General features: G+C 58.3%; 18 protein-coding genes and 1 riboswitch. Of the genes, 12 read left to right on the plus strand and 6 right to left on the minus strand.

The window, feature by feature from the left end; translation table 11 throughout:
- Positions 1-410 precede the first annotated feature (410 nt).
- Complete coding sequence (gene purH, locus ACJBF3_RS24650) at positions 411-2,000, plus strand: bifunctional phosphoribosylaminoimidazolecarboxamide formyltransferase/IMP cyclohydrolase (protein WP_045332148.1); 1,590 nt, start codon at positions 411-413, stop codon at positions 1,998-2,000.
- Positions 2,001-2,015: 15 nt separating this feature from the next.
- Positions 2,016-3,308, plus strand: a complete 1,293-nt coding sequence (gene purD, locus ACJBF3_RS24655) for a phosphoribosylamine--glycine ligase (RefSeq protein WP_045332145.1) — start codon at positions 2,016-2,018, stop codon at positions 3,306-3,308.
- 524 nt (positions 3,309-3,832) lie between these two features.
- On the opposite strand, the gene ACJBF3_RS24660 is transcribed toward purD, so the two are convergent.
- From ACJBF3_RS24660 to nudC, 6 genes are all read right to left on the minus strand, one after another.
- Entirely contained in the window at positions 3,833-4,525 is a 693-nt protein-coding gene (locus tag ACJBF3_RS24660) for a DUF1481 domain-containing protein (RefSeq protein WP_045331791.1), read from the minus strand.
- An 11-nt stretch (positions 4,526-4,536) separates the two neighbouring features.
- On the minus strand, positions 4,537-4,809 hold the full coding sequence (gene hupA / locus ACJBF3_RS24665; RefSeq protein ID WP_002445246.1) for a nucleoid-associated protein HU-alpha: 273 nt from the start codon (positions 4,807-4,809) through the stop codon (positions 4,537-4,539).
- Between the two features lie 186 nt (positions 4,810-4,995).
- Positions 4,996-5,586 carry a YjaG family protein gene (locus ACJBF3_RS24670; protein WP_008503468.1) on the minus strand — a complete coding sequence of 197 codons (591 nt, stop codon included), beginning with the start codon at positions 5,584-5,586 and terminating at the stop codon, positions 4,996-4,998.
- Between the two features lie 32 nt (positions 5,587-5,618).
- Positions 5,619-6,299 carry a deoxyribonuclease V gene (gene nfi, locus ACJBF3_RS24675; RefSeq protein WP_045331788.1) on the minus strand — a complete coding sequence of 227 codons (681 nt, stop codon included), beginning with the start codon at positions 6,297-6,299 and terminating at the stop codon, positions 5,619-5,621.
- Positions 6,300-6,308: 9 nt separating this feature from the next.
- Positions 6,309-7,373, minus strand: coding sequence for a uroporphyrinogen decarboxylase (hemE, locus tag ACJBF3_RS24680; RefSeq protein ID WP_032644508.1), 1,065 nt, complete (start codon positions 7,371-7,373; stop codon positions 6,309-6,311).
- Positions 7,374-7,411: 38 nt separating this feature from the next.
- Positions 7,412-8,185, minus strand: a complete 774-nt coding sequence (gene nudC / locus ACJBF3_RS24685; protein WP_045331786.1) for an NAD(+) diphosphatase — start codon at positions 8,183-8,185, stop codon at positions 7,412-7,414.
- Between the two features lie 95 nt (positions 8,186-8,280).
- Here nudC and ACJBF3_RS24690 point away from each other — a divergent pair, with 95 nt between their 5' ends.
- From ACJBF3_RS24690 to ACJBF3_RS24735, 10 genes are all read left to right on the plus strand, one after another.
- Positions 8,281-8,766, plus strand: a complete 486-nt coding sequence (locus ACJBF3_RS24690) for an Rsd/AlgQ family anti-sigma factor (RefSeq protein ID WP_045331784.1) — start codon at positions 8,281-8,283, stop codon at positions 8,764-8,766.
- A 54-nt stretch (positions 8,767-8,820) separates the two neighbouring features.
- Positions 8,821-8,932: riboswitch (TPP riboswitch) on the plus strand.
- 79 nt (positions 8,933-9,011) lie between these two features.
- The gene (gene thiC, locus ACJBF3_RS24695; RefSeq protein ID WP_045331781.1) at positions 9,012-10,907 is read left to right on the plus strand and encodes a phosphomethylpyrimidine synthase ThiC; all 1,896 of its coding nucleotides are present in this window, start codon (positions 9,012-9,014) and stop codon (positions 10,905-10,907) included.
- The gene (gene thiE, locus ACJBF3_RS24700) at positions 10,907-11,548 is read left to right on the plus strand and encodes a thiamine phosphate synthase (protein ID WP_045331780.1); all 642 of its coding nucleotides are present in this window, start codon (positions 10,907-10,909) and stop codon (positions 11,546-11,548) included. Before thiC ends, thiE begins: the two co-directional genes overlap by 1 nt.
- On the plus strand, positions 11,535-12,290 hold the full coding sequence (gene thiF / locus ACJBF3_RS24705) for a thiazole biosynthesis adenylyltransferase ThiF (protein ID WP_045331778.1): 756 nt from the start codon (positions 11,535-11,537) through the stop codon (positions 12,288-12,290). The genes thiE and thiF overlap by 14 nt, the downstream gene beginning before the upstream one ends.
- Entirely contained in the window at positions 12,274-12,474 is a 201-nt protein-coding gene (gene thiS, locus ACJBF3_RS24710; RefSeq protein WP_045331776.1) for a sulfur carrier protein ThiS, read from the plus strand. The genes thiF and thiS overlap by 17 nt, the downstream gene beginning before the upstream one ends.
- A gap of 1 nt (position 12,475) precedes the next feature.
- Complete coding sequence (gene thiG, locus ACJBF3_RS24715; protein ID WP_045331775.1) at positions 12,476-13,246, plus strand: thiazole synthase; 771 nt, start codon at positions 12,476-12,478, stop codon at positions 13,244-13,246.
- Positions 13,243-14,370: a 2-iminoacetate synthase ThiH gene (gene thiH / locus ACJBF3_RS24720; RefSeq protein WP_045331773.1), complete on the plus strand. Its 1,128-nt coding sequence runs from the start codon at positions 13,243-13,245 to the stop codon at positions 14,368-14,370. Before thiG ends, thiH begins: the two co-directional genes overlap by 4 nt.
- 336 nt (positions 14,371-14,706) lie before the next feature.
- Positions 14,707-16,248 (plus strand): sensor domain-containing diguanylate cyclase, encoded by a 1,542-nt coding sequence (locus tag ACJBF3_RS24725; protein ID WP_045331771.1) that lies wholly within the window; start codon positions 14,707-14,709, stop codon positions 16,246-16,248.
- A gap of 180 nt (positions 16,249-16,428) precedes the next feature.
- Complete coding sequence (locus ACJBF3_RS24730) at positions 16,429-16,737, plus strand: PTS sugar transporter subunit IIB (protein ID WP_010425948.1); 309 nt, start codon at positions 16,429-16,431, stop codon at positions 16,735-16,737.
- Complete coding sequence (locus ACJBF3_RS24735; RefSeq protein ID WP_008503455.1) at positions 16,737-17,054, plus strand: PTS lactose/cellobiose transporter subunit IIA; 318 nt, start codon at positions 16,737-16,739, stop codon at positions 17,052-17,054. Before ACJBF3_RS24730 ends, ACJBF3_RS24735 begins: the two co-directional genes overlap by 1 nt.
- The last annotated feature ends 64 nt before the right edge of the window (positions 17,055-17,118 follow it).

Below are 17,118 nucleotides of genomic sequence, written 5' to 3' on the forward strand. Positions count from 1 at the left end.
CGCGGCTTTCGCTCACCGTTGCGAGGTGGCGTATAATACGCTTTCCTCTTTCAGAGTCAACCCGTTATTTCACGATTTTTTCTCTTCAACCGACCGGGTTGTTTGTGAAGTGATTCACATCCGCCGTGTCGATGGAGGCGCATTATAGGGAGTTCTCAGCGGGCCGCAACCGCTAAATGACAGAAAAATGACTGACTGCTGCATTCCACAGCAAATCCCCGCCTTATACCTTTTTACACACAGACTTATCCACAATGATACGAAAAAGTGAAAATGTGCGAGCGTTGCGCAAACGTTTTCGTTAAAATGCTCGCGCTTAACAAGGATGCCTCGTCAGGTGTGTTAGATGAGTTTTTCACAGGAAAATTCATCTAACGCTCTCTGTAATCGTGAAATCCAGGGGATTTACCATGCAACAACGTCGTCCAGTCCGCCGCGCTCTGCTCAGTGTTTCTGATAAAGCCGGTATCGTCGAATTCGCTCAGGCACTTTCCGCACGCGGTGTGGAGCTGCTTTCCACAGGCGGTACCGCTCGCCTGTTAGCAGAGAAAGGCCTGCCGGTTACCGAAGTGTCCGATTACACCGGTTTCCCGGAAATGATGGATGGACGCGTCAAAACCCTGCATCCAAAAGTGCACGGCGGTATTCTTGGCCGTCGCGGTCAGGACGACGGGATTATGGAGCAGCACGACATCGCGCCAATCGACATGGTGGTTGTTAACCTCTACCCGTTCGCCCAAACCGTTGCCCGCGAAGGCTGTTCTCTTGAAGATGCCGTAGAGAATATTGATATCGGCGGTCCGACCATGGTGCGCTCCGCGGCCAAGAATCATAAAGATGTGGCTATCGTGGTGAAGAGCAGCGATTACGAAACCATTATTAATGAGATGGATGCCAACGAAGGGTCACTGACCCTGGAAACGCGTTTCGACCTCGCCATCAAAGCCTTTGAACACACCGCCGCGTACGACAGCATGATCGCCAACTACTTCGGTAGCCTGGTGCCGGCCTACCACGGTGAAAGCAAAGATCCTTCCGGCCGCTTCCCGCGTACGTTGAACCTGAACTTCATTAAGAAGCAGGATATGCGTTACGGTGAGAACAGCCACCAGCAGGCAGCCTTCTATATAGAAGAAGAGGTGAAAGAAGCCTCTGTTGCAACTGCCCAGCAGGTTCAGGGCAAAGCGCTCTCCTATAACAACATTGCCGATACTGACGCCGCGCTGGAATGCGTGAAAGAATTCAGCGAGCCGGCCTGCGTTATCGTCAAGCATGCCAACCCATGCGGCGTCGCGGTAAGCACCTCTATTCTGGACGCTTACGATCGCGCCTACAAAACCGACCCGACCTCCGCGTTCGGCGGCATTATCGCCTTCAACCGCGAGCTGGATGCTGAAACGGCTCAGGCCATTATCTCCCGCCAGTTTGTTGAAGTGATCATCGCGCCATCGGCCTCCGAAGAGGCGCTGAAAATCACCGCGGCGAAACAGAACGTGCGCGTACTGGTTTGCGGCCAGTGGGCAGAACGCGTGCCGGGCCTGGACTTCAAGCGCGTGAACGGCGGTCTGCTGGTTCAGGATCGCGACCTGGGGATGGTGACCGAAGCCGACCTGCGCGTCGTCACTAAGCGTCAGCCGACAGAACAGGAGCTGCGTGACGCGCTGTTCTGCTGGAAAGTTGCCAAGTTCGTGAAATCCAATGCCATCGTCTACGCCAAAGAGAACATGACCATCGGGATAGGCGCAGGCCAGATGAGCCGCGTTTACTCGGCGAAAATCGCGGGTATTAAAGCAGGCGATGAAGGTCTGGAAGTCAAAGGCTCCGCCATGGCTTCTGACGCCTTCTTCCCGTTCCGTGACGGTATCGACGCGGCGGCTGCCGTAGGCATTACCTGTGTGATCCAGCCTGGTGGTTCCATCCGCGACGACGAAGTGATTGCCGCAGCCGACGAACACGGCATTGCGATGATCTTCACCGACATGCGTCACTTCCGCCATTAATTCCCGGAGCAGAAAATGAAAGTATTAGTCATTGGTAACGGTGGACGCGAGCATGCTCTGGCGTGGAAAGCGGCGCAGTCTCCGCTGGTAAAAACGGTTTTCGTGGCACCGGGCAACGCCGGCACCGCGCTGGAACCCGCGCTGCAGAACGTGGCTATTGGCGTGACGGACATTCCGGCGCTGCTGAGCTTTGCCCAGAGCGAGAAAATCGACCTGACCATCGTCGGCCCGGAAGCGCCGCTGGTGATTGGCGTGGTGGATGCATTCCGCGCCGCGGGCCTGAAAATCTTCGGCCCAACGGAAGGTGCAGCTCAGCTGGAAGGCTCCAAAGCCTTCACCAAAGATTTCCTCGCACGTCATCACATCCCGACGGCGGAATATCAGAACTTCACAGAAGTGGAGCCCGCGCTGGCTTACCTGCGTGAAAAAGGCGCGCCGATTGTGATCAAGGCCGACGGTTTGGCCGCCGGTAAAGGCGTGATCGTCGCGATGACGCTCGAAGAAGCGGAAGCCGCGGTTCAGGATATGCTGGCAGGTAACGCTTTTGGCGACGCGGGCCACCGTATCGTGATCGAAGAGTTCCTCGACGGTGAAGAAGCGAGCTTTATCGTGATGGTCGACGGCGAGCACGTTCTGCCGATGGCCACCAGCCAGGACCACAAGCGCGTGGGCAATGGCGATACCGGTCCGAATACCGGTGGGATGGGCGCTTACTCCCCTGCGCCGGTCGTGACTGACGAAGTCCACCAGCGCACCATGGATCGCATCATCTGGCCTACCGTTAAGGGAATGGCGGCGGAAGGTAATACCTACACCGGTTTCCTTTATGCGGGCCTGATGATCGACAAGCAGGGCAACCCTAAGGTTATCGAATTCAACTGCCGCTTTGGCGATCCGGAAACGCAGCCCATCATGCTGCGCATGAAATCCGACCTTGTTGATCTGTGCCTGGCCGCCTGCGACGGCAAACTCGACGAGAAAACCTCAGAGTGGGACGAGCGTGCGTCTCTGGGCGTGGTGATTGCTGCGGGTGGGTATCCGGGCAACTACAGCACAGGTGATGAGATCCACGGTCTGCCGCTGGAAGAGATTGACGGTGCGAAGGTGTTCCACGCAGGTACGAAGCTGGCTGACGATGACCGCGTACTGACTAACGGCGGACGCGTGCTGTGTGCGACCGCGCTGGGCCATACCGTGGCAGAAGCGCAGAAACGCGCCTATGCGCTGATGGCGGATATTCACTGGAACGGCAGCTTTAGCCGTCAGGATATCGGCTATCGCGCGATTGCCCGCGAGCAGGGCGAGTAATTCCCCCTCACTCTAACCCTCTCCCAAGGGGCTGAGGGTTCCCCACAAAATAATGCCTGCACGGACGACCCCCTCTCCCTTGAGGGAGAGGCCTGGGGTGAGGGGGAACATACGGCTGTGGAGGTCATTCCGTTCACTTCATGTTCCTTGCTACTCTGTGACAACATGACCGGTGAACGTGCCAGGGTGGCTCAATCGCCACCACCCTGGCGACCCGGGCTCCCGGCGGTAAATCGCCGCTTCGCGGTGCCCTCAGCTTATTCCTTCAGGCTTTCGGGTCGGGCATGAGCCTGCATCCCTGCAGGCCACGCCCTCTCGGCGCATCCCTGCGCCTCGCCCCGGCCTTACGGAAACGCTTCAGCGATTTACAGCCGGACCAGGGCGTCGCTGTAAGCCATTTATTTTGCATAAAAACGTTCATCGCTTCAGGTAAAAAAATTACTGGGTATTCTTCAGCCCAAGAGGAGAGGGGATCGCCCGTAGGCCGGATAAGCGTTAGCGCCATCCGGCTTAATGCACAGAACTCAGAAACTCTTTTCTGTCGGCTGCCAGGTGCAGAAGTCTTCGTTCGCCACCAGCAGCAGCTGAGAGCCTTCCGGCGCTTCAAGCCACGCTACACTCACCTCCAGTGATGAATGACGCTGACGGCGTTGAATGTGTTCGGTCGCCCAGGACTCAAGCTCAGGCTTCACCGTTTGTCCTTCGCAGGTGGTTACCGTCCCATCGGCATGCCAGCGCCCCTGGCGCAGCACGACGCGCCCCAGACGAAGCGCATCGCTGGTCTGGCGGATTTGTTCGGCACGATAACGGTAGAGGGCGATTTGATCGCTGGAAAGCTGCTGTTTTTGACCGCTGACTTCGCGCTGCATAAAGCTCAGCTCGCCATGGTCGTCAAAACGCACTTTCACGTGTTCGGGGGTCTTGCTGTAGACGTTCAGTTCAATCAGCGACAGGTCATCTCCCTGCCAACGATATTCCGCCGTCGACGTATTGCCGTTATGCCACGGACTGAAGGCAGAAAGCAGATGCACTTCACCGCCGGAATCTTTACGCCAGATCCTGACCGCGCCCTGGTTGTCCGCGTAACCGCTGGCGGTAAACGGCGGCAGGGAGGTATCGTGGCTACAGGCTGACAGCAGCAGCATGCCTGCCAGCGCGAGCGTTCCACGCCAGAAAGACAAAAGGGGCGTTACCGCCCCTTCGCTAAAACTGTTCACTGCCACGCGTCTTACTTAACAGCGTCTTTCAGTGCTTTACCAGAAACAAATGCCGGCACGTTAGCTGCGGCGATTTTGATTTCTTTACCGGTCTGCGGGTTGCGGCCAGTACGCTCAGCGCGGTGGTTCACTTTGAAGGTACCGAAACCAACCAGTTGTACAGCATCACCTTCTTTCAGAGACTCAGTAATAGCAGCCAGGGTAGATTCCAGAGCAGCTTTAGCCTGCACTTTAGACAGATCAGCCTTGTCCGCAATTACATCAATCAGTTGAGTCTTGTTCATAAGTTATCCTTTCAATGTGTTTATCGCTTGCTAAGCATCGAGTGCGACGAAAATGCCAAAAAAGCACTCTCCTGCATACACGCACCGATAGCCACTTTTATTCGCCCCCCAAATGTAGACCAGACAAGGGGCGAAAGGGAAGAGTCGAGGAGCGACAAAACGGGCGTTATCTCAAGTTTTCTTAACTCATTGGTTAAAAATTATACCAATATTGCTCTCACCGGCCTCCCGCAAGTCCGCGCGTAGCCCTTTTATCAGCTCAATATCGCGTTCTTCACACTCTGCCAGCAGGCGGAAAATCTCCCACTGAATGTCCCATTCTTGCTCAACCGCCGGGTTCGCGCGCAGCTCTTCGTCGGTCATCTCCCGGCCTTCCTGGGTCATTTCCAGCATCGCGACGGTGGTAATAGATGCCTTACTGACTTCAATCGCGTGCTCCAGCGTCTCACCGCTCAGGCGAGAGTGGAGCAGTTCGCTTAACGCCACGCAGGCATCGATCGCCGGGTAGACGCCGTACAGGTCAAAATCATCCGCCACCGGAATCGCCTCTTCCAGCTTTTCCAGCTGGGAGTCGAAGTTCACCTTTGCGTCTTTCACCGTCAGCGTTTCCCAGATCAGATCCAGTATGCGGCGGTAGATATGGCCATCACCAAAGCCCGTCTGCTTGCAGAACGCGGCGTAGTTGGGATACATGCGCTCGCACAGGCAAGCCATAAAGGTGACGTGCTGCCAGCTTTCCAGCTTTTCAAGGCGCAGGTGAATCGGGTTTTGTAGCATGATGATCTCTCGAATCGAAAATTAGGCGCAGTTTACCTGAACCATCGCTGAATTTCCTGCCAACGAACAAAAGCCGGGCGCGAAGAGGCGACGGCGTCTGCCCAGCGCGTCGGCTCCGGCAAGCGGTAGCCCTTCATGCAGCGCTGCACCCACGCCAGCGCGCTGTCCATGCTCACCCGGTGCCCGGTGGCAATAAAGAGCGGGTTACAGCGTGCCTTGCTGCGCCAGACCCACGCCAGCTGCTCACCTTTATGGATAAGCGGCGCCAGCGCACCCGGCTCGGCGGAAAGCGGTTCAAACGCGCCGCACAGGCGCTTCTTGGCGACGCCGATGGTCGGCACATCCACCAGCAGCCCAAAGTGGCTGGCAACGCCTAAACGGCGCGGGTGCGAAATACCGTGTCCATCGACAAACAGCAGGTCAGGTTTTTGCGAGAGTTGCTCCCACGCGGCCAGCAGCGCGGGATATTCGCGGAAGGAGAGAAAGCCCGGAATGTACGGCATGGTGGTGGCGATACGCGCGACCTTGTACTCCACCAGCTCAAGCGAAGGGTATTTCAGGACCACCATCGCCGCTCGCGTCACTTCCCCACCCTGCTCGAACCCGACGTCGGCTCCGCCAATGTACTGCGGAGGATCTTTATCCAGACGATCCTCGCGGATCACCGATGAAGCCAGTTCGATTTGTTGAGCGCGTAGCGACGCGAGATCCATAATCACTCCTTACTGGTGATACTGGGCAGAAAGCCGATGCACCGCCTCCACAAATACGCCTGCGTGCTCTGGCGGTACATCCTGATGAATACCGTGGCCGAGGTTAAAGACGTGGCCTTCCCCCTGGCCGAAACCAGACAGTATAGTCGACACTTCTTCTTCAATACGGGCTGGCGGCGCGTAGAGCATGGACGGGTCCATATTGCCCTGCAGCGCCACTTTGTCACCCACGCGGCGGCGGGCATCGGCAATATCGGTGGTCCAGTCCAGACCCAGCGCGTCGCAGCCGGTTGCCGCCATCGCTTCCAGCCACTGGCCGCCACCTTTGGTGAACAGCGTTACCGGCACGCGGCGACCTTCGTTCTCACGCAGCAGGCCGTCGACGATTTTGTGCATGTAGTACAGGGAGAACTGCTGATAGTCGCGCCCGGTCAGCACGCCGCCCCAGGTATCGAAAATCATCACCGACTGCGCACCGGCTTTAATCTGCGCGTTCAGGTAGAGGGTGACGCTCTTCGCCAGCTTGTCGAGCAGCGCGTGCAGCGCCAGCGGCTCGGCGTACATCATCTTTTTGATTTTGGTGAACGCTTTGCTGCTGCCCCCTTCCACCATATAGGTCGCCAGCGTCCACGGGCTACCGGAGAAGCCAATCAGCGGCACGTCGCCTTTCAGCTCGCGGCGAATGGTGCGCACGGCGTTCATCACGTAGCCCAGTTCGCCTTCCGGATCGGGGATCGGCAGCTTATCCACGTCGGCTTTGCTTTGGATGGGGGAGGTGAAGCGCGGGCCTTCACCGGTTTCGAAGTACAGGCCAAGGCCCATGGCATCCGGAATGGTCAAAATATCCGAGAAGAGGATCGCTGCATCCAGCGGGAAGCGGCGCAGCGGCTGGAGCGTCACTTCACAGGCCAGCTCGGCGTTTTTGCACAGCGACATAAAATCGCCCGCCTGCGCGCGCGTGGCTTTGTACTCTGGCAGATAGCGTCCCGCCTGGCGCATCATCCACACCGGGGTGACATCAACGGGCTGGCGCAGCAGCGCACGCAGATAGCGATCGTTCTTCAGTTCGGTCATTTTTGCAGTTCCTTAAGCGTCATGGCCCCAGTGTAACACTACTCATACTCGGCCCGACACATCGCCACGGTATCTTCTATCAGCCGACGCGCCACGGTACCCGGCGGAGGTAACAGGGGTAAATCGTCGTAGCGATACCAGTTCGCGTCGAGCAGCTCTTTCTGGTCGATAACGATTTCACCGCTATCGTATTCGGCCATAAAGGCCGTCATCAGCGACTGCGGGAACGGCCACGGCTGGGAGGTGACGTAGCGCAGGTTCTTCACTTTGATCCCGCTCTCCTCCATCACCTCGCGCGCCACCGCCTGCTCCAGCGTTTCGCCCACCTCGACGAAGCCGGCCAGCACGGTGTGAACGCCGTTGCGATGGCGGGTGTGCTGCGCCAGCAGGATGGAATCCTCCCGGCGGATAGCGACGATAATGCACGGCGCAATCTGCGGGTAGTAGCGTTCGCGGCAGTGGCTGCAAAGCATTGCCCACTCGGTTTTGCTCGGGCGCATGGTATGGCCGCAGTAGCCGCAGAATTTATGCGAGCGGTAAAACTCCGCCAGCTGCACGCCGCGCCCCGCCAGCTGGAACAGCCCAACGTCCAGATCCAGCACCTGTCGCACCGATCCCATATCCTGACGGCGCGCTTGCTGGATCAACCACACGGGTTCCCCCTGCCACTCGCCGATCTTCAGCCCTGGCTGGCCCACGAGGTCGAACGTTTCCGCCGCGCCGTAGGGCAGTTCTCCACCGGGCAACCATAATTTTTGTTCGTGGCTGACGATCCACCAACCCAGATCTGATTTTTCAATAATACGATCCATATCTATTGCACTACCTTCGCTTCACTGACATGTTGTTAGCATTGTGGTTACATTCTGGATAAGCAGCTTCAATCCTACACTTTGCGGAGTCGACCATGTTAAACCAGCTGGAAAGCCTGACTGAGCGCGTTAGAGGAAGTAACAAACTGGTGGATCGCTGGCTTCATGTGCGCAAGCATCTACTCGTGGCTTATTACAATCTGGTCGGCATTAAGCCTGGCAAAGAATCGTTTATGCGGCTCAATGAAAAAGCGCTGGATGATTTTTGCCAGGGCCTGGTCGACTATCTGTCCGACGGCCATTTCAATATTTATGAACGCATTATCCGTGAAATGGAAGGGACAGCGCCGTATTTAGCGGCCAGCAAACTCTATCCGCTGCTGGAAGCCAACACCCAGCAGATCATGGATTACTATGATTCCACGCTTGAGAACGCCATCGATCACGACAACTATCTTGAGTTCCAGCGGGCGCTTTCCGACCTTGGCGAAGCGCTGGAAGAGCGGTTCACGCTGGAAGATAAGCTGATTAGCCTCGTCCTGGATGCCAGCCCCGAAGATAACATCGCGCGCCCGGCTTGAGTTCTTAATCGTTAACGAGTAATTTACAACCATTCGCCCCTCTCACGAGGGGGATTTTTCTTGTCGGAGTGCCCAGCGCTTAAACGCGCGGGCTGAGACCGTTAATTCGGGATCCGCGGAACCTGCTCAGGTTAATACCTGCGAAGGGAACAAGAGTCACACTGCTGTTGTATCGCCCCCCGGGCGATCCTCTCTTGCTTCATCCGTCGTCTGACAAGCCATGTCCTTCACTTTTGGAATGAGCTATGTCTACTGCAAAACTGACCCGCCGCGAACAGCGCGCACAGGCCCAACTCTTCATCGACACCCTGGAAGGCACCGCTTTCCCTAACTCGAAACGCATCTACATTTCCGGCTCGCAGGCCGATATCCGCGTCCCGATGCGCGAAATCCAGCTCAGCCCGACGCTTATCGGCGGCAGCAAGGATAACCCGCAGTATGAAGAGAACGAGGCCGTGCCGGTGTATGACACCTCCGGGCCGTACGGCGACCCTGACGTTGCCATCAACGTGCAGCAGGGTCTGGCAAAGCTCCGCCAGCCGTGGATTGACGCGCGTAACGACTGCGAAGCGCTGAGCGTGCGCAGTTCTGCGTATACCAATGAACGCCTGGCCGACGACGGTCTGGACGCGCTGCGCTTTACCGGCCTGCTGACGCCAAAACGCGCCAAAGCGGGCAAGCGTGTGACCCAGCTGCACTACGCCCGCCAGGGCATCGTCACGCCGGAGATGGAGTTCATCGCCATCCGCGAAAACATGGGCCGCGAGCGCATCCGCAGCGAAGTACTGCGCTACCAGCATCCGGGAGAAGGCTTTGGCGCTCGCCTGCCGGAGAACATCACGCCGGAGTTTGTGCGTGACGAAGTGGCCGCTGGCCGCGCGATTATCCCCGCCAACATCAACCACCCGGAATCCGAGCCGATGATTATCGGCCGCAACTTTCTGGTGAAGGTCAATGCGAACATCGGTAACTCGGCCGTCACCTCCTCCATCGAGGAAGAGGTGGAAAAGCTGGTCTGGTCCACGCGCTGGGGCGCGGACACGGTAATGGACCTCTCCACCGGCCGCTATATTCATGAAACCCGCGAGTGGATCCTGCGTAATAGCCCGGTACCGATTGGCACCGTCCCGATTTATCAGGCGCTGGAGAAGGTCAACGGCATTGCCGAAGACCTCACCTGGGAGGCGTTCCGCGACACGCTGCTGGAGCAGGCTGAACAGGGCGTGGACTACTTCACCATTCACGCGGGCGTGCTGCTGCGCTATGTGCCGATGACCGCGAAGCGTCTGACCGGCATCGTCTCGCGCGGCGGTTCCATCATGGCGAAGTGGTGTCTGTCCCATCATCAGGAAAACTTCCTCTACGAACACTTCCGCGAAATTTGCGAAATCTGCGCCGCGTACGATGTCTCCCTGTCGCTGGGCGACGGCCTGCGTCCGGGATCCATTCGCGACGCCAACGACGAAGCGCAGTTTGCCGAGCTGCACACGCTGGGCGAGCTGACCAAAATCGCCTGGGAGTATGACGTGCAGGTGATGATTGAAGGTCCGGGACACGTGCCGATGCAGATGATCCGCCGCAACATGACCGAGGAGCTGGAGCACTGCCACGAAGCGCCGTTCTACACCCTGGGGCCGTTGACCACCGATATTGCGCCGGGCTATGACCACTTCACCTCCGGGATTGGCGCAGCTATGATCGGCTGGTTCGGCTGCGCCATGCTCTGCTACGTGACGCCGAAAGAGCATCTCGGCCTGCCGAACAAAGAGGACGTCAAGCAGGGGCTGATTACCTACAAAATTGCTGCCCACGCGGCGGATCTGGCGAAAGGCCACCCGGGGGCGCAAATCCGCGATAACGCGATGTCCAAAGCGCGCTTTGAGTTCCGCTGGGAAGACCAGTTCAACCTGGCGCTGGACCCGTTCACCGCCCGCGCCTACCACGACGAGACCCTTCCGCAGGAATCGGGCAAAGTCGCCCACTTCTGCTCCATGTGCGGGCCGAAGTTCTGCTCGATGAAAATCAGCCAGGAGGTACGCGACTACGCCGCCGCGCAAACCATTGAAGTGGGCATGGCGGACATGTCCGAAACGTTCCGCGCCAAAGGCGGCGAAATCTATCTCAAAAAAGAGGAGGCGTAATGTACCAGCCCGATTTCCCGTCCGTCCCCTACCGTTTAGGGCTCTATCCGGTGGTGGACAGCGTGGCGTGGATTGAACGCCTGCTGGAGGCTGGCGTTCGCACCCTCCAGCTGCGCATCAAGGATAAACGCGATGACGAGGTGGAAGCCGATGTGGTTGCCGCTATCGCGCTGGGGCGTCGGCATAACGCCCGCCTGTTTATCAACGACTATTGGCGGCTGGCCGTTAAGCACCGTGCTTACGGCGTGCATCTGGGTCAGGAGGACCTGGAAACAACGGATCTCAGCGCCATCCGCGAAGCCGGATTACGGCTGGGCGTGTCAACGCACGATGACATGGAGATCGACGTGGCCCTCGCGGCCCGTCCCTCTTACATCGCGCTGGGCCACGTCTTCCCGACGCAAACCAAGCAGATGCCCTCCGCGCCGCAGGGGCTGACGCAGCTGGCGAGCCACGTTAAACGCCTTGCCGATTACCCCACCGTTGCCATTGGCGGCATTAGCCTTGAACGCGCCCCGGCGGTGCTGGAGACCGGCATCGGCAGCATCGCCGTCGTCAGCGCCATCACCCAGGCCGCAGACTGGCGGCTCGCCACTCAACAGCTGTTGCAGCTGGCAGGAGCGGGCGATGAACGATCGTGATTTTATGCGCTACAGCCGTCAGATCCTGCTGGAAGATATCGCCATCGACGGACAGCAAAAGCTGCTCGCCAGCCGGGTGCTGATTGTCGGTCTGGGCGGATTAGGCGCGCCCGCCGCGCTCTATCTGGCAGGCGCGGGCATCGGCACGCTGGTGCTGGCCGACGACGACGAGGTTCACCTCAGCAACCTGCAGCGACAAATTCTCTTTACCACCGAGGATATCAACCGGCCGAAGGCGGAAATCACCCGGCAGCGTCTGAACCAGCTCAACCCGGATATCGCGCTGATTGCCCTGCAGGAGCGGCTCAGCGGTGAAAGCCTGCACCGTGAGGTCGCTCTGGCCGACGTGGTGCTGGACTGCACGGACAACATGGCGACGCGCCAGGCGGTTAACGCCGCCTGCGTGGCAACGAATACGCCGCTTATCACCGCCAGCGCGGTGGGGTTCGGCGGGCAGATGATGGTCCTCACCCCGCCGTGGACGCAGGGCTGCTATCGCTGCCTGTGGCCGGATGATGCCGAACCGGCGCGCAACTGCCGCACGGCGGGCGTTCTGGGTCCGGTAGTCGGCGTGATGGGCACCCTGCAGGCGCTGGAGGCCATCAAGCTGCTCAGCGGCATGGAGACGGAACGTAACACGCTGCGGCTGTTTGATGCCCGCTCCAATGGCTGGCGCCATCTGGCGCTGCACCCTGCCAGCCGCTGCCCGGTATGCGGAGGCCGCGATGCGCATTCTGTTTAACGATGAGCCGATGAAATGCGACGACGGGTTGACCGTTGCGGTACTGCTCGACAAGCTGCGCCAGCTCAAGCCGGGAACGGCGCTGGCGCTCAATCAACAGATCCTGCCGCGCGAGCAGTGGGAACATCAGCAGGTCAATGAAGGCGACCAGATCCTGCTGTTTCAGGTTATCGCAGGGGGCTGAGATGTTACGTATTGCCGACAAAGTCTTTGATTCACATCTGTTTACCGGAACCGGAAAATTCGCCTCGCCGCAGCTGATGGTGGAGGCCATTCGTGAAAGCGGCAGCCAGCTGGTGACGCTGGCGCTCAAGCGCGTGGATCTGCGCCACCACAGCGACGCTATTCTGGCGCCGCTGCTGGAGGCAGGCGTCACGCTGTTGCCCAACACCTCCGGCGCCAAAACGGCCGAAGAGGCAATTTTTGCCGCGCAGCTGGCGCGTGAGGCGCTCGGCACGCGCTGGCTGAAGCTGGAAATTCATCCTGACGCCCGCTGGCTGCTGCCGGACCCGATCGAAACGCTGAGAGCGGCTGAAAAGCTGGTGCAGCAAGGGTTTACCGTCCTGCCGTACTGCGGGGCAGACCCCGTGCTGTGCAAACGGCTGGAAGAGGTCGGCTGCGCCGCCGTCATGCCGCTGGGCGCCCCCATCGGCTCCAACCAGGGGCTGGAAACCCGCGCGATGCTGGAGATCATCATCGAGCAGGCGACCGTACCGGTGGTGGTTGATGCAGGGATTGGCGTGCCCAGCCACGCCGCGCAGGCGCTGGAGATGGGCGCCGACGCGGTGCTGGTCAACACGGCCATCGCGGTGGCCGACGATCCGGTCATGATGGCGCGTGCGTTCCGTCTGGCCGTCGAGGCTGGCCTGCTGGCAAGAGGCTCCGGCCCCGGCTCGCGCAGCTTTCAGGCGCAGGCCACCAGCCCGCTGACCGGTTTTCTGGAGGCGATCTCATGAGCACGTTTACCGAGCGCTGGCGGCAGCTTAGCTGGGACGACATTGCCCTGCGCATCAACAGCAAGACGGCGGCTGACGTGGAGCGCGCGCTGCATGCCCGCCATCTGACCCGCGAAGATCTGATGGCCCTGCTCTCCCCGGCGGCCAGCGCGTACCTCGAACCGATGGCCCAGCGGGCGCAGCGGCTCACCCGGCAGCGTTTTGGCAACACCGTGAGCTTCTACGTGCCGCTTTATCTCTCAAACCTGTGCGCCAATGACTGCACCTACTGCGGTTTTTCCATGAGCAATCGCATCAGGCGGAAAACGCTCGATGAAGGTGAAATTGCCCGTGAGTGTGCGGCCATTCGTGAAATGGGTTTTGAACATCTTCTGCTGGTCACCGGCGAACATCAGGGAAAAGTGGGAATGGACTATTTCCGTCAGCACCTTCCCGCCATTCGCCGCCGGTTTGCGTCGCTGCAGATGGAAGTGCAGCCTCTGCTGCAGGAGGAGTACGCGGAGCTGAAAACCCTCGGGCTGGACGGCGTCATGGTCTACCAGGAAACCTACCACGAGGCCACGTACGCCCGGCATCACCTGAAGGGCAAGAAACAGGATTTCTTTTTCCGCCTGGAAACGCCGGACAGGCTGGGCCGCGCGGGCATCGACAAAATCGGTCTCGGGGCGCTGATCGGGCTCTCCGACAGCTGGCGGGTGGATTGCTACATGGTGGCGGAACATCTGCTGTGGCTCCAGCAGCACTACTGGCAGAGCCGTTATTCCATCTCCTTCCCGCGCCTGAGGCCCTGCGCGGGTGGGATTGAACCGGCTTCACTGATGGATGAACGCCAGCTGGTGCAAACCATCTGCGCGTTTCGCCTGCTCGCCCCGGAGGTGGAATTATCGCTCTCAACGCGCGAATCTCCGGCGTTTCGCGATCGCGTCATCCCGCTGGCGATTAACAACGTCAGCGCGTTTTCTAAGACGCAGCCTGGCGGCTACGCCGACGACCATCCGGAGCTGGAGCAGTTTGCGCCGCATGACGGACGACGCCCGGAAGCGGTCGCCGCCGCCCTGACGGCGCAGGGGCTTCAGCCGGTCTGGAAAGACTGGGACAGCTGGCTGGGAAGAGCCTCGCAGTGACGCTGAAACGCACTGCAACACCCTAGAAAAATTGTCGAGGCGCTATGGAAAGGCAAAACCGGATGATTGCCTGCGATCGTCCGGTTTTTTATTGTCACACCGTCAGCAACGGATGCTGACCAGGGCGAAAAGCTTCTTCCTCGTTTCGCCCTGCCTCCTGCTCACTGCACATCGACCTCAGCCGGATGAATAAGTATTTTCTTAATGGTTCTTAAGATAAATCATCTCGCCAGAAATCGGGGGTCGTATAATTCACCGCTAACCGCAGGACAGCGACTATGCTGAGAGGATATCGGCAGACGACATGTATTCACCATCAGGAACGATGTACAGCTCATGGCACTTCACAGCAAAAAGCTCTCTTTTACCCGGCCCATTATGCTCAGCTTCGCGGGGATACTCTGCAGTTTTGCGGTGATCGCGGTCGCGGTGACGCTTTCGCAACAGAAGGATTTCCTTGCGGATTATCATAAGATCAATAGTAATTTTACGCACAACCTGGCGGTGAACTACACCGAGTCTATTCTGCGTGAAAACGACTATATCCTGGGCCGATCCACGATGTACTTTGCGCGTAACGACAGGCTAAACGAGACGCTTAACGTCAATCCGTCGCAGGGGCTGCAGATGATGATGCATCTGCAGAACCTGATGCCGACCGTCTCCTCCATTTCGCTGGCGGACACGCAGGGACATTATCTCCGCGCACCGGAAGTGCTCCCTACGGAGAAGAGCAAAACCTTCGATCCCCGGGCGCGCCCGTGGTTTGTCGCTCAGGCGGAAGCCAGTATCTTCAGCCACTATACCCATCCTTACATGGATTACTTTACGGGCCACCCCACGGTTACGCTTTATAAGCCAGTGATTTCGCCAGAAGGCAGGCTAAAGGGCACGCTCGCGTTCCATCTCGATCTCACTTCAATGGGCTATACCCTGCGCCAGATGGTGGCGCCCGTTCAGGGGGAGTTCTTCATCGTCGAACGCGACGGCGCCGTTGTGCTTCACCCGGATACCGGCGCGCTCTTCAAGCAGTACGTAAGCGAAGCGCTGATGGACAAAATGACCAGCGGCGAAGGTCATCTTTACGACAAGAAAACCAACGCCTGGTATTACTACTACTCGTTTACTAACCCGGACTGGTTTGTGATCTACCGGGTATCCGGTGAGACGCTCACCGATATCACCCGCCACGAAACGACGATCGTTGGCTGGGGGTTTGCGCTGGCGGCCATCATCATCATCCTCTTTGGCTTATACCTCCGCCACGCCTCGCGTAGCGTACTGATGCACATTATCAATGCCATCAAAACCGGCGACGTCAGCGAGGCGCCGCGACTGGAAGCGATGCTGAGCCACACCATCCAGTCCAATAAAGAGCGTGAGATGGCCTATGTGCGGCAGGCCACCCACGATGCGCTGACGGGCTGTAAAAACCGCCGCGCGTTCGATAGCGATGTTGCGGAGCTGCTGAATGCCCAGCAGCCTTTCGCGATGGCGCTGGTGGACATTGATAACTTCAAGTCCATCAACGACACGCTGGGCCACCTGACCGGCGATATCGTTCTGCGCAACGTTGCCCGGGAAGGGATTCAGATCATGCAGCCACATCACGTCTCGGTTTACCGTTACGGCGGCGAAGAGTTTGCGGTCATCTTCCAGGCTGAACAGATAGCTTCCGCGCTCTCATTGCTGGAAGCGTGGCGTACCGCCGTTGAAAAACGCGTCTGGCGGGAAGAGAACCTGCGGGTGACGTTCAGCGGCGGTCTTGGGGAGTGGCATTTTGAACCGCTGGAGCAATTTGTCGGAAGCGTGGATAACGCCCTCTACAGCGCCAAACAGCAGGGCAAAAACCGCATTAATCGAACCTCCATCAGCTAATCCTCTCTCTTTCCCCCGGCCCGTTTTGATGGGCCGGGTACCTGATAAGGCAAAATTGTAACCGGTTTCAGAAAATCGCCGGTTTCTTTGTGATGCCTGACACACAATCGCGGTAAACCGGTTGTTGAAGCGGTCTGCACGGGATAATTATCAATAAACACATGTAGATCGAGGCTGATTATGAAGAACATCGTTTTATGCTGTGCAGCGGGAATGTCAACCAGCATGCTGGTTCAACGTATGAAAGATGCCGCGCAGAAAAAAGGGGTTGAAGTCACCATTAAAGCCGTTCCGGTTGCGGAGTTTAAAGACAACATCGCGACGGCCGACATCGTATTGCTGGGGCCACAGGTGAAATACGAGCAGGCTAAATTACAGGCGCAGGCCGATCCGTTGGGTAAAAAGGTCGCGGTTATCGACATGATGGATTACGGCATGATGAAAGGCGATGCCGTACTGGAAAAAGCGCTCAAACTTCTGGAGTCATAATGGAAGACTTAGAAACCACGATTATGGAACTGCTGGTCAACGCAGGCGCGGCGCGCAGTGCGGCCCTGACGGCATTACAGATGGCACGTAAAGGCGAGTTTGACGAAGCAGAAAAAGCAATGGAAGAGTCGCGCGAATATGTGAAGCATGCGCACACGATCCAGACGCAGCTGATTGGTCTTGACGAAGGGACCGGCAAACTTCCGGTTAACCTGATCACCGTTCATTCACAGGATCACCTGATGAACGCGATGGTCATTCAGGACCTGGCGGGGGATATGATTGAGCTTTATCGCCGGATCCCGCTGGTGAATTGAAAACATTCAGATGTAAAAAAACCCGCCGAGGCGGGTTTTTTATTGTCGGGTGGCACTACGCTTA

This window comes from Enterobacter sp. PP-008-ECC_S150 (assembly GCF_045257065.1).
Taxonomy (GTDB): Bacteria; Pseudomonadota; Gammaproteobacteria; order Enterobacterales; family Enterobacteriaceae; genus Enterobacter; species Enterobacter chengduensis.